The following is a 12,720-nucleotide window of genomic DNA, read 5'->3' as shown; positions in this document are numbered from 1 at the left end:
AGAGGAAAAGTTAAGGCTCGGCTAAGTGGGGGGTTCCCAGCAATGCCACAGACGACGTCCATATCCACAAAGCGTCCGGTGCGCGCGTTGACGATGACGATCGCTGTCGGCGCCGTCGCCGGGCTCTCGCTGACCGCGTGCTCCTCTTCCGGAAGCACCGGTGGGGGGACCGGCGGTAGCAAGAACCCGACCGAGGCGCTGGCCGCCGCGGTGCACAACATCAACAGCGGCAACGCCGAGGCCTTCCAGCTCTCGCTGAAGCCGGACGACGCGATGATCGCGGCGATGAACAAGGACAGCGACCCGCAGTCCGCGCAGATCGCCAAGAGCCTGTTCAGCAACGGCGGCATCGTCGTGAAGTTCACGGCCAGCTCCGACAAGCCGCTGAAGGACCTGAAGCCCGGTGAGAACCCGAACGTCGAGCTCGACCTGACCGCCGGCGGCACCGACTTCCTGGACATCCGGATGGTCGGCGGCGCGTTGTACGCCAAGGCCAACATGCCGCAGTTCCTGCAGCTGGCCGGCAAGTCGGCCTCGGACGTGAACAGCCAGCTCAGCCAGGCTCCGGCGGACTTCCAGGCGCCGCTGCAGGCCCTGATGGCCGGCAAGTGGGTGGGGGTCAGCGCCGCGGACCTGAAGAACCTCGAGCAGATGGCGCAGAACCTCGGCAACAGCGACCTCGGCTCCAGCACCGCCCCGAGCACCTCGGCCGGAACGCAGATGCTGGCCGGCATCGAGTCCAACCTGATGAAGGCCCTGACCCAGGACGCCACCGTCACGGACAAGGGCAGCGGGCAGTACGAGGTCAGCGGCAAGGTCAAGGTCATCGGCCAGGACGTGCTCCAGGCCATCACCCCGACCCTGAGCGCGGTGCCCGGCAAGTCGAAGGCGGACATCGACAAGCTCCGCCAGGGCCTGAACTCGGTCCCGGACAGCGAGAACGTCACGTTCAACGTCTGGCTGAAGAGCGGCCAGATCAGCGAGCTGCAGGTGGACCTGGCGCAGTTCCTGCCGTCGAGCCAGACCGGCGGCGGCCACCTGCCGGTGGACGCCAAGTTCAGCCAGACCGCCGGCAGTGTCTCCGCGCCGGGCGATGTCACCAACGTCGACGTGCAGAAGCTGCTGTCCTCGTTCGGGCAGGGTCTGTAAGGCCTCGGCTCAAGCCGGTGCGGACAGCGCCGGTGTGAGCCGGTGTGAAACGTCGACGGCGGGAAGTCCCTTCCAGGGGCTTCCCGCCGTTGTCATTCACCGCGCCGGAGTCTGCCAGTACGCCGTGTAGTTGAGCCCCAACTCCGCCATCAGCTTGCGCAGCAACGGTTTCGACAGCCCGACCACGTTCGAGTGGTCGCCCTCCAGCCGGTCCACGAACGCACCGCCCAGGCCGTCGATCGTGAACGCACCGGCCACCCGCAGCGGTTCGCCGGTGGCGACGTAGGCGAGGACTTCCTCATCGCTCGGCTCGCCGAAGTGCACGACGGTCGCGGCGACCTCGCCCGCTTCCTTGCCGGTGGCGCGGTCGGCCAGCCAGTGCCCGGTGAGCAGCACGCCGCTGCGGCCGCGCATCGCGTACCAGCGCGCGACCGCCTCTTGCGGGGTGTCCGGCTTGCCCAGGGCCCGGCCCTGGAATTCCAGGATCGAGTCGCAGCCGATGACCAGGGCGCCGTCGGTCTCCGGGAGCGCGGCGACGGCCTGGCACTTGGCCTTGCCCAGGGCCAGCGCGACCTCGTACGGCGTGGCGTCGGGGCCGAGCGCTTCCTCGATCGCGTCCTCGTCGACGCCGCTGACCACGACGCGCGGGTCGAAGCCGGCGCCGCGGAGCAGGGACAGCCGGGCGGGGGAGGCGGAGGCCAGGACGATCGGCGGTGGTGTGGTGGGCATGTCCCCGACTCTAACGGGGCCCGGGAACCCTCAGGCGGCGGTCGGTGCGCCGTCCACCGGGCCGGGCTCCGGCGTGGGCGCGTTCGGCGTCACCATCGCCACCGCGAGGGCGCCGGCCACCAGGACGAAGATGCCGCCGAGGATGAACAGCTGGGTCCAGCCGGTCAGTCCGGTGACCACTATCGTGACGAACAGCTGCAGAGCCGCGATCGCCATCATCAGGCCCTGCATGAAGCTGTTCAGCACCATGCCGAACGCGGCCAGGATCAGGATGACCGCCCCCAGGAGCAGCGCCGCGCACAGGGCCAGGTTCAGGGCGACGGCGACGATCTTCAGCAGGCCGGGACCGGCCGGGCCGAACTTGACGCCGTTGCCGAAGGCCACGAACCCGTAGAAGGCGGCGGCCACGACCAGCGTGCCCAGCGCCTCGGCGGCCAGCGCCAGGGCACCGGCGAAGATCAATATCTTGCGTCCCACGGCTCAGCTCCCGCTCCCGACGACGGAGTATTGGACGGTCCGTTGAAAACTACTCGCCAGTAGCGATCGATACAAGAGGGTTGATGACTACCGATCGGGTGAAACGCCGGTCGCACTTAAGGCGGCACGCGGACCAAACGCCGGAAAACGGACGGTGGCCGACCTAGGATCTTGGCCCGTGAACGCACCGGACCGACGTACCGCGCTGCGGGCGGGGCTGGCCGTGTTGGGGACGGCCGCCGCGTCGGCCGGTCTGGCGGCGTGCTCGGACGGGAAGGCGGCGCGGACGGAGCCGGCCGCGAGCCAGGGGTCCGGCGCGCGGGCGGCGGGAACGGCGGCATCGCCGGGACCGACGTCCGCGTCCGCCCCCGGGGCCGGCTCCGCGTCGCCCTCCAGCCGCACCCAAGCCCAAGCCCAGGCCCAAGCCGAAGCCCGAGCCCAAGACTCGGCCCGGACCCAGACCCAGGCCTTCACCGAGGTCGACCACGCCGCGACCGGCCGGGCGCAGGTCGCCCTGACCTTCCACGGCGACGGTGACCCGCAGCTCGCGCAGTCCCTCCTGAAGGAGGCCGAGGCCAACGACGCCCGGCTGACCGTGCTGGCCGTCGGCCGCTGGCTCGGCGGGAATCCGGAGATGGCGCGGCGGGTCCTGGACGGCGGCCACGAACTCGGCAACCACACCGAGAACCACGTCGACATCTCCAGCCTGTCGCCGACCGCGGCGTTCGCCGAGATCGAGGCCTGCGCGGCCCGGCTGCGCAAGCTCACCGGCTCGCCCGGCATCTGGTTCCGGCCCTCGCAGACCCAGCACGCCAACCCGATGCTGGTCGAGCAGGCCCGCCGGGCCGGCTATCGCACGGTCCTGTCCTACGACGTGGACCCGCTGGACTACGAGGACCCGTCGGCCGCGCAGATCACCGAGCGGCTGCTGGCCGCGGTCCACCCCGGGGCCGTCGTGTCGATGCACCTGGGGCACCAGCACACGGTGACCGCGCTGCCGGCCGTGCTGGCCGGTCTGAAAGCCCGCGGCCTGGCCGCCGTCACCACATCGGAGCTGTTCTCGTGACGCGCACTCCGCGGGGCACACACAGCGGCGGCGCCGCGCTCCCGTCCCGCCGGGTGCGCATGCGCCGGGCCGCGGCCACGCTGATCGCCACCGGGGTGATCGGAGCCGGCGTGTGGGTGGCGACCGATCGCGGAGTCTGGCATGACGGCGGGGACTCCGCGAAGGGCTCGGCCCACACCGGCACGGGCATGGCCGGGATGGACACCAGCGCCGGCTCGGCCGCCGCCCAAGGCGCCGTTCCCCAGGCCTCCGCGATGGCGGCCACCGGCGGCCGACTCGCCGGCGGCTCCGCACGAAGCGCCGGCGCGCTGCTGCCCGCCGCGCTCCCCGGCATGCCCGGCTACGATCCCGCCGACCTGTACGCCTTCGACCGCGCTGGCATGGTGTCCCCGGTGATCGCCTCGGCCCTGCCGAGGGTCTACGTGCCGAACACCGAGAGCGACACCGTCACGGTGATCGACCCGGCGGACTACCACGTCATCGAGACGATGAAGGTGGGCCACGAACCGCAGCACGTCGTCCCCTCGTGGGACCTGAAGACGCTGTGGGTCAACAACGACCTCGGCAACAGCCTGACCCCGATCGACCCCTTCACCGGCAAGGCCGGCACGCCGATCCCGGTCCACGACCCGTACAACCTCTACTTCACGCCGGACGGCGGGTCGGCGGTCGTGATGGCCAGCATGGACAAGCAGCTGGTCTTCCGCGACCCGCACACCATGGCCGTCCAGAAGGTGCTGCCGGTCCCGTGCCAGGGCGTGAACCACGCCGACTTCGCGCCGGACGGTTCGTACTTCATCGTGTCCTGTGAGTTCTCCGGCCAGCTGCTGAAGGTGGACACGAAGAAGCGCGCCCTGGTCGGCGTGGTGGACCTGCCGATGCAGGGCTCGATGCCGCAGGACGTGAAGATCTCGCCGGACGGCCGGGTCTTCTACGTCGCGGACATGGTCGCGAACGGCGTGTGGACCGTGGACGGCGACGCCTTCAAGGTGACCGGCCTGATCCCGACCGGCAAAGGCGCGCACGGCCTGTACGTCTCACGCGACTCCACGACCATGTACGTCTCCAACCGCGGCGAAGGCAGCATCACGCTGTTCGACTTCGCCACCGGCAAGCCCCGCGCGAAGTGGCAGCTGCCCGGCGGCGGGTCGCCGGACATGGGCGGCGTGTCGGCGGACGGCAAGGTGCTGTGGCTGTCCGGGCGCTACGACGCCGAGGTGTACGCGATCTCGACCACGGACGGCCGGCTGCTGGCCCGGATCAAGGTCGGGCGCGGGCCGCACGGGCTGGCGGTGTACCCGCAGCCGGGGCGGTATTCGCTGGGGCACACCGGGGTCTTCCGGTAGCCGTTCGAGCTCCTCGGTAGCGGTTCGGGGTCTTTCGGCGGCGGTTCGATCCCTCGGCAGTGGTCCAGTGTTTTCCGGCAGCGGTCCGTCGGGTCGGCTTGCCAACTGATCGGCTTCGTGTTCCTCTATAAGTAGCAACTTATAGAGAGAGGTCGATACGCATGCTGCCCAATCCCGCCATCATGGCCGGGCTCGTCACCCGGCAGGTCCGCAGCGGATCCCGAGAGGGTACGCCCACCAAGATCGCTGTCGCCCGCCGCACGTACGCCACGGACCAGGCCGACCTCTGGGACGCACTGACCAACGCCGAGCGGATCCCGCGCTGGTTCCTGCCGGTCAGCGGCGAACTGCGGGTCGGCGGCCGCTATCAGCTGGAGGGCAACGCCGGCGGCACCGTCGAGCGCTGCGAGGCCCCGGAGCTGCTCGCCCTCACCTGGGAGTGGGAGACGCAGGTTTCGTGGGTGCGGGTCACGCTCACTCCCGAGGGCGACGGCACTGAGCTGGAGCTGATGCACGAGTCGCAGGTCGATCCGGAGATCTGGGGGACCTACGGGCCCGGTGCCGTCGGCGTCGGCTGGGACCTGGCGCTGACCGGTCTGGAGCTGCACCTGTCGACGGGGAAGCCCGTGGACCCGGCCGAGGGGATGGCCTACCCGACCACCCCCGACGGAAAGGAGTTCGTCCGCACCGCCGCCAACGGGTGGGCCGATGCGGCGATCGGTGACGGGGAGGACCCGGCGGCGGCGCGTACGGCCGCCGAGAAGACCGTGCGGTTCTACACGGTCGGTCCCGAGGAGGGCCCGGCTTCTTGACCGTCTCAGGTCCGGGGGACCTCTTCGACGCGCTGGGCGATCCGGTTCGCCGGTATGTGCTGGAGTTCCTGGCCGCCGGCGAGCAGTCGGCCGGCGGGATCGTCGACGCGGTGCGCCGGCGTGCGCCGATCTCGCAGCCCGGCGTCTCGCAGCATCTCAAGGTGCTTCGCGACGCCGGGCTGGTGACGGTCCGTGCCGACGGCAATCGTCGGCTGTACGCGCTCGACCCGGAGGGTCTGGACGCGGCTCAGGCCTGGCTCGTCCGACTGGCCGACCCGATGCGGCAGTTCACCCAGCCTCTGGACGCGCTGGCGACCGAGGTCGCCCGAGGAAAGCGGGCCCGCAGGGTGACGGCGGCCGAACGCCCCGCGGAACAGCAGCCGGGCGGGGACGCGCGGTCTGCCTGACCGGCCCGGATCAGTCGATGATCCGCTCCGACCCGCAGTACACATTCGCCGTCCGCCCCCGCAGGAACCCGACCAGCGTCAGCCCCGACTCCGCCGCCAAGGTCACCGCCAGCGACGACGGCGCCGACACCGCGGCCAGCACCGGGATCCCGCCGGCCACCGCCTTCTGCACCAGCTCGAACGAGGCCCGGCCGCTGACCGCCAGCACGTGCTCGCGCAGCGGCAGCCGGCCGGCGCGCAGCGCCCAGCCCAGGACCTTGTCGACCGCGTTGTGCCGGCCGACGTCCTCGCGCAGGCAGACCAGCTCGCCGTCGGCGGTGAACAGGGCCGCCGCGTGCAGGCCGCCGGTCTTGGCGAAGACCTTCTGGGCCTGGCGCATCCGGTCCGGGAGGGTGAACAGGGTCTCGGCCGAGACCTTCCCGTCGTCGTGCGCGACCGGCCAGCGGGCCGCGGCGTGCACGGCGTCGATGGAGGTCTTACCGCACACCCCGCAGGCGCTGGTCACGTACGAAGAGCGCCGCAGGCGCTCCTCGGGCAGCTCCACGCCGGGCGCGAGGGTCACGTCGACGATGTTCAGCGGGTCGCCGTCGGCGAAGGCCAGCGACGCCTCGCCGTCCACGTACGCCGTGGACGAACAGCCGTTGTCGGCCGAGCAGAACTTCATCCGGACCAGATCGTCCGGCGCCGCCAGCACGCCCTCGGCCGCGAGATGGCCGGCCACCAGGTCGAAGTCGTCGCCGGGGGTCCGCATCGTCACTGTGAACGGCTTGCCGCCGATGCGCAGCTCCAGCGGTTCCTCGGCGGCCATGTGCTCCTCGCCGCCGCGCCGCCGGACCGGGCCGTCGGCACCGTCCAGGCGCACCACGCGCCGCCGTGCCGTCACCCTACTCATCGGGCTCACCCATGGGCCTCACCCACACTCGTCCCCAAGTCTTAGACTGCCAGGTTCCCCCGGTAATAGGCAAGCGATTTTCCACCACTGACATTCCCCCCTAAAAACCAGGTGAGAAGTGTCGTAGGCATTCTCTACCATCCGATTCATGGAGTCGACGCCAGCAGAACCTTCCACCAGTAAACCCAAGATCCCCGATGATCCCAGGCGCGGCGCATTCGTCTCGCTGCGCCGCCTGGCCCCGTTCGTACGTCCCTACCGGGGCCAGATGATCCTGATGACGCTGTCCGCGCTCGGGGCCACGTTGGTCGGCGTGGCCGTGCCGCTGCTGACCAAAGATCTCATCGACGGCCCGATCGCGCACCACGACAAGGCGGCGCTGTGGCCGTTGGGCGGCCTGGTGCTGCTGTTCGGCATCGCCGAGTCGGTGCTGCTCTGGCTGCGCCGCTGGTTCCTGCAGCGCGCCGCCCTCGGCATCGAGGCCGACATCCGGAACGCCTTCTTCCGCCACCTGCAGAGACTCCCCGTTGCCTTCCATGACTCCTGGCAATCCGGTCAGCTCGTCTCCCGCGTGTCCGGCGACATCAACAGCCTGCGCCGGTTCTTCGGCTTCGCGCTGATCTTCCTGGTGGTCAACGGCGCCACCTTCCTGCTGGTCGGCGGGGCCCTGATCTTCATCCACACGGTGATGGGCCTGATCATCTACGCCGCGTCGGTTCCGCTGATCCTCTACGGCCGGCTGGCCGACCGCCGCTACCACCGGCAGTCCCGGGCCGCCCAGGACCAGGCCGGCGACGTCGCCACCCTGGTCGAGGAGTCCGCGCTGGGCATCCGCGCGGTCAAGGCGTTCGGCCGTCAGGAGCTGCTCTACGGCCGCTTCGACGAGCGCGCCAAGACCCTGCGCTCGCTGGAGCTCCGCAAGATCAGGACCCTGTCCGAGCTGTGGGCGATGTTCGCGCTCCAGCCGCAGCTGGTGCTGTCGCTGTGCGTGCTGATCGGCGCCTACGCGGTGTCCTCCGGCGCACTGACCCTGGGCACGCTGGTCGCCTTCATCTCGCTGTACCTGATGCTGCTGTGGCCGATCGAGTCCATGGCCTGGCTGATGGCGCAGAGCCAGGAGGCGAACTCCGCGGCCGAGCGGGTGCTGGAAGTCCTGGACATCGTGCCGGACATCGACGACGCCGAGAACCCCGCGCTCCCGCAACCCGCCAGTGCGGGCGAGCTGGTCTTCGAGAACGTCAGCTTCACCTACCCGAACTCCGACCGGCCCGTCATCTCCGGGTTCGACCTGCGCGTCGCCCCCGGGGAGACCGTCGCCGTGGTCGGGCCCACCGGCTGCGGCAAGACCACGCTGACCGCGCTGGTGCCGCGGCTCTACGACGCCACGCGGGGGCGGGTGCTGGTCGACGGCGTCGACGTGCGCGAGCTGCCGCTGGCCGAGCTGCGCAGCAAGGTCGCGTGCGCCTTCGAGGACCCGACGCTGTTCTCCGCCTCGGTGCGCGAGAACCTGACCATGGGCGTCCCGGACGCCAGTCAGGAGCAGGTCGAGGAGGCCCTGGCGATCGCGCAGGCCGAGTTCGTCAATGAACTGCCGTGGGCGCTGGACACCCGGGTGGGGGAGCAGGGGCTGACGCTGTCCGGCGGGCAGCGGCAGCGGGTCGCGCTGGCGCGCGCCGTGCTGGGCCGCCCCTCGATCCTGGTGCTCGACGACCCGCTGTCCGCGCTGGACATCCACACCGAGGGCAAGGTCGAGGAGGCACTGCACAGCGTGCTGCGCGGGACCACCGGCCTGGTGGTCGCGCACCGGCCGTCCACGGTGCTGCTGGCCGACCGGGTGGTGCTGCTCTCGCCGCCGGGACCGCAGGGCACGACGATCGAGGCCGTGGGCACGCATCAGGAGCTGCTGCGGACCTGTCCGGCGTACCGCGACATCCTTTCGCAGACCTCTGATCTGATCGACGCCGCGGACGCGTCCGAGCCCGATACCTCCGACAGCGAACTCATGGAGGTGTCCCGATGAGCACGACGACCACCGACTGGCGGGGCGTCGCCACCGAGAAGAAGGACGACCTGCCCGGCAAAGCCGGCATCCGGCTGCGGGCCCGCAGCCGCCGGCTGCTCGGCCGACTCGTCCGCCCGCACCGCCGGGAGCTGGTCTTCTGCGCCGGCATGGTCGTGGTGCAGACCGTCTTCAGCATGGCCGGGCCCTACCTGGTCTCGGTCGGCATCGACCACGGCATCCCGGCGCTGCGGCGCGGGGACTGGGGCCCGATCACCGCGATCTTCGTGGCGATGGTGGTCTGCGCCGCGCTGGCCTCGGGCCTGCGCGCGATCTTCCTGAACAAGGTCGGGCGCATCGGCCAGACGATGCTGCTGAACCTGCGCCGGATGGTGTTCACCAAGTTCCAGGCGCTGCCGTTGGCCTTCCACGAGAACTACACGTCCGGACGCGTGATCAGCCGGCTGACCTCCGACCCGGACGCGCTGAACGACCTGATCGACAACGGCTTGGACGGACTGCTCGACTCGCTGCTGACGGTGATGGGCATCGGGATCATGATGGCGGTGCTGGACGTGCCGCTGGCGCTCGTGGTGGCTCTGGCCTTCCCGCTGATGCTGCTGCTGATGCGCTGGTTCTCCCGGCACTCGGCGGTGGCCTACCGCCGAACCCGCGAGGCGATCGCGGCGCTGATCGTGCACTTCGTGGAGACCTGCAACGGGATCCGCGCGGTGAAGGCGTTCCGCCGCGAGCCGCGCAACGAGGAGATCTTCGGCCAGCTGAACAACGAGTTCCGCTCGGCCAACGCCCGCGCGATGAACCTGCTGGCGATCTTCGTCCCCGGGATGCGGACCATCGCGGCGTTCACCACCGCGGCCGTGGTGGTCTACGGCGGGCTGCGGGCGATGGACGGGGACATCCAGATCGGCGTGCTGGTGGCCTTCGTGCTGTATCTGCGGCAGTTCTTCAACCCGCTGGAGACCATCGCGATGTTCTACAACTCCTTCCAGAGCGGGACGGCCGCGCTGGAGAAGCTGTCCGGCGTTCTGGAGGAGGCCAACGAACTGCCCGAGCCGGCCGAGCCGAAGCCGCTGCCCACGCCGTTGCAGGGCCGGGTCTCCTTCGACGGCGTGACCTTCGCCTACCCCAAGCGCGAGTCGGACGCGACCTCCGCCTCGGGCATCGAGGCCGAGGACATCGGAACCGGCGGCAAGGTGATCCTGCCCCTGCTGAACCTCGACGTCCCGGCCGGCCAGACCGTGGCCCTGGTCGGCGCGACCGGCGCGGGCAAGTCCACCCTGGCCCGCCTGCTGTGCCGCTTCTACGACCCGCAGGACGGCGCCGTCCGCGTCGACGGCGTGGACGTGCGCGACCTGGCCGACACGGACCTGCGGCGCGCGGTAGTGATCGTGACGCAGGAGAACTTCCTGTTCGCCGGCTCGGTCGCGGACAACATCGCCTTCGGCCGCCCGGACGCCACCCGCGCCGAGATCGAGCACGCGGCCAAGGCCATCGGCGCGCACACCTTCATCAGTGCCCTGCCGGACGGCTACGACACCGACGTCAAGAAGCGCGGCGGCCGCCTGTCCGCCGGCCAGCGCCAACTCGTGGCCTTCGCCCGCGCCTTCATCGCCGACCCGGCGGTCCTGGTCCTGGACGAGGCGACGAGCTCCCTGGACGTCCCCAGCGAGCGCATGGTCCAGCGCGCGCTGCGCACCATCCTCGCCGACCGCACCGCCCTGATCATCGCCCACCGCCTGTCCACGGTCGAGATCGCGGACCGCGTCCTGGTGATGGAGGACGGCCGCATCGTCGAGGACGGCGAACCCGCGGCGCTCCTCGAAGCCGGGAGCGGCCGCTTCGCGGGGCTGCACCAGGCTTGGCGGGAGTCTTTGGTCTAGAGCCGAGCCCGCCGAACCTGCCCGGTCCGGTAACGCTGGACGTGGCCGGTGTCGTCTCCGCGAAGACGACACCGGCCACCCTTTGTAGGGTTCTGCGATGACCGAATTCCTGCCCCCGGCTGAGCACTACGCCCGCCTGCCGAAGACCATCGCCGGCGCCGGAGTCATCCTGCACGACGAGACAAACCGCATCGTCCTGGTCCGCCCGCGCTACCGCACCGACACCTGGGAGATCCCAGGCGGCGCAATGGATCCCGGCGAACACCCCTGGGAAACCGCGCGCCGCGAAGTCGGCGAGGAACTAGGCCTCGACCGCTCGCCAGGCCGCCTCCTCGTCGTGGACTGGGTCCCCGCCCTCCCCGACGGCAGACCACCACTGGCCAACTTCCTCTTCGACGGCGGCACCGTCACCGAGACCTGGCTCACCGCGAACGCCGTTGTCCAGCAATCGGAACTCGCCGAGTGGCGGCTCGCGGACGAGCGCGAGCAGGAGGCTCTCCTGATGCCGTTGCTGGCCCGGCGCCTCCGCGCTTGTGCCGCCGCGCTGGCTGATGGCGGTGCGCGCTATCTGTACGACGGTCAGGCTCCGTCTGCGAGCTAATGCCGCATCGGGAAACCTTCGCCCGGGTGACGGCCTGACGTAGGCGGCGGTTGTCGGTGTGGCGGTTGGCCAGATAGGGCGATGTAGTGGCGGGTGTTTGTGGGCCGGGTTGCGGTTGGGGTGTGGGTTTCAAAGCTTTTTACGGCCTTCGGTTATAGTTGTGCCGGTTCGGGGTTCGGGGTGGTGGGTGTGTTTGTCGGCTGCCGGTTCCGGTGTTCACGACCCCGCCCCACCTCAGGCCTCTTCAACTCCGGTAAGTCAGAGCAAGGGGCACAGGCAAGATCAACAGCACAGGCCAGATCAAGAGCAAGATCAAGAGCCACAAGCAAGATCAAAGTCAAGGGCTGTGATGAAGGGCCGGGCCTCCGGCGGGCCTCGGCAACCTCAGGGAAACTAGCGCGGTTCCCTGGGGTGGCCGATCTAGTCTCAGCGGCGGCGGTCCCAGAGGTGGCTACGGTCCGTTCCCCACGGTCGCGTCGTCAGCCCGGGGGGTACAGCACCGGTGTCCGGGGGTCAAGTCCGCGCGCTGGCGGTCGGGCGGTCAGGTGGCGGTCGTATACAGCGCGAACTGGACCCCCGGCCACCGGCACTGTAGGCGAAGCCCTGCCGACGCGACCGAGGGGAACGAACCGAAAACCAGCCGGAGAAATACAAAACGCAGGGAACGAGGACACCGGTTGGTTGATGCAGCTGGCGGTGAGGTGCTGGCGGCGGGCCGGTGGTCAGTTGGTCGAGAACATGCCCGGGTGCGGTAGGCGGCATGCCTTGGCGGCTAGACCAATCTGTCATCCGGCGGTGGCCATCTTGGTGGTCGGGTCCGTCTGTCATCCGGCGGCGGCGATCTTGGCAGCCAGATGAGCCCGCGCCCACACCTGCGGCCGCACCCGCCAGCCCAGAATGAGCACCCTGCGACTGTCGCGCTGCCAGCGCCCTGACCGGCAGCCGAACTCGCCGAGCCGCCGGTACCGCACCCCCTGTTTTGCCATTCTTCCGGCTGGTTTTCGGTTCGTTCCCCTCGGTCGCGTCGGCAGGGCTTCGCCTACAGTGCCGGTGGCCGGGGGTCAAGTTCGCGCCGTACGAAACCGCCGCCTACCTGCATGACCGCCACGCGCGGACTTTACCCCCGGACACCGGTGCTGTACCCCCCGGGCTGACGACGCGGCCGTGGGGAACGGACCGCACCACCCCACAAACCGCCGCCGCTGAGACTGACCCGGCCACCCTAGGGAACCGCGCTAGTTTCCCTGAGGTTGCCGAGGCCCGCCGGAGGCCCGGCCCTTCATCACAGTGGTCTGGCGCGTTGCAGCGCCGTCGTGTCGGCGCGAAAATGACCCCGAGAGG

General features: G+C 70.2%; 11 protein-coding genes. 8 read left to right on the top strand and 3 right to left on the bottom strand.

The genetic code is table 11. The features are described 5' to 3' along the window. Positions 1-78: 78 nt before the first annotated feature. Entirely contained in the window at positions 79-1,149 is a 1,071-nt protein-coding gene (locus KGQ19_RS31880; RefSeq protein ID WP_212016066.1) for a hypothetical protein, read from the top strand. A 96-nt stretch (positions 1,150-1,245) separates the two neighbouring features. Here the strand turns inward: KGQ19_RS31880 and KGQ19_RS31875 are convergent, their stop codons facing one another. Together KGQ19_RS31875 and KGQ19_RS31870 are read right to left on the bottom strand one after the other, a co-directional pair. Then, positions 1,246-1,878 carry a Maf family protein gene (locus KGQ19_RS31875; RefSeq protein ID WP_212016064.1) on the bottom strand — a complete coding sequence of 211 codons (633 nt, stop codon included), beginning with the start codon at positions 1,876-1,878 and terminating at the stop codon, positions 1,246-1,248. A 30-nt stretch (positions 1,879-1,908) separates the two neighbouring features. After that, positions 1,909-2,355, bottom strand: a complete 447-nt coding sequence (locus KGQ19_RS31870; protein ID WP_212016062.1) for a hypothetical protein — start codon at positions 2,353-2,355, stop codon at positions 1,909-1,911. A gap of 178 nt (positions 2,356-2,533) precedes the next feature. Between KGQ19_RS31870 and KGQ19_RS31865 the strand changes: the two genes are divergently transcribed. The 4 genes from KGQ19_RS31865 to KGQ19_RS31850 all read left to right on the top strand — a co-directional run bounded on the left by KGQ19_RS31865 (position 2,534) and on the right by KGQ19_RS31850 (position 5,986). Beyond that, positions 2,534-3,421, top strand: coding sequence for a polysaccharide deacetylase family protein (locus KGQ19_RS31865; RefSeq protein WP_212016060.1), 888 nt, complete (start codon positions 2,534-2,536; stop codon positions 3,419-3,421). 188 nt (positions 3,422-3,609) lie between these two features. After that, positions 3,610-4,767, top strand: coding sequence for a YncE family protein (locus KGQ19_RS31860; protein WP_413562931.1), 1,158 nt, complete (start codon positions 3,610-3,612; stop codon positions 4,765-4,767). 161 nt (positions 4,768-4,928) lie between these two features. Continuing rightward, complete coding sequence (locus KGQ19_RS31855; RefSeq protein ID WP_212016058.1) at positions 4,929-5,579, top strand: SRPBCC family protein; 651 nt, start codon at positions 4,929-4,931, stop codon at positions 5,577-5,579. Next, complete coding sequence (locus KGQ19_RS31850) at positions 5,576-5,986, top strand: ArsR/SmtB family transcription factor (protein WP_212016056.1); 411 nt, start codon at positions 5,576-5,578, stop codon at positions 5,984-5,986. Before KGQ19_RS31855 ends, KGQ19_RS31850 begins: the two co-directional genes overlap by 4 nt. Positions 5,987-5,996: 10 nt before the next feature. Here the strand turns inward: KGQ19_RS31850 and fdhD are convergent, their stop codons facing one another. Further along, entirely contained in the window at positions 5,997-6,878 is an 882-nt protein-coding gene (gene fdhD / locus KGQ19_RS31845; protein WP_212016054.1) for a formate dehydrogenase accessory sulfurtransferase FdhD, read from the bottom strand. Positions 6,879-7,026: 148 nt separating this feature from the next. Between fdhD and KGQ19_RS31840 the strand changes: the two genes are divergently transcribed. The 3 genes from KGQ19_RS31840 to KGQ19_RS31830 all read left to right on the top strand — a co-directional run bounded on the left by KGQ19_RS31840 (position 7,027) and on the right by KGQ19_RS31830 (position 11,379). Next, positions 7,027-8,898 (top strand): ABC transporter ATP-binding protein, encoded by a 1,872-nt coding sequence (locus KGQ19_RS31840; RefSeq protein ID WP_230419762.1) that lies wholly within the window; start codon positions 7,027-7,029, stop codon positions 8,896-8,898. Then, positions 8,895-10,778: an ABC transporter ATP-binding protein gene (locus KGQ19_RS31835; protein WP_212016052.1), complete on the top strand. Its 1,884-nt coding sequence runs from the start codon at positions 8,895-8,897 to the stop codon at positions 10,776-10,778. Before KGQ19_RS31840 ends, KGQ19_RS31835 begins: the two co-directional genes overlap by 4 nt. 97 nt (positions 10,779-10,875) lie before the next feature. Further along, positions 10,876-11,379, top strand: a complete 504-nt coding sequence (locus KGQ19_RS31830; protein WP_212016050.1) for an NUDIX domain-containing protein — start codon at positions 10,876-10,878, stop codon at positions 11,377-11,379. Positions 11,380-12,720: the final 1,341 nt, after the last annotated feature.

This window comes from Catenulispora pinistramenti, from assembly GCF_018274385.1.
Taxonomy (GTDB): Bacteria; Actinomycetota; Actinomycetes; order Streptomycetales; family Catenulisporaceae; genus Catenulispora; species Catenulispora pinistramenti.
This window is presented reverse-complemented; position numbering and strand designations above follow the sequence as displayed.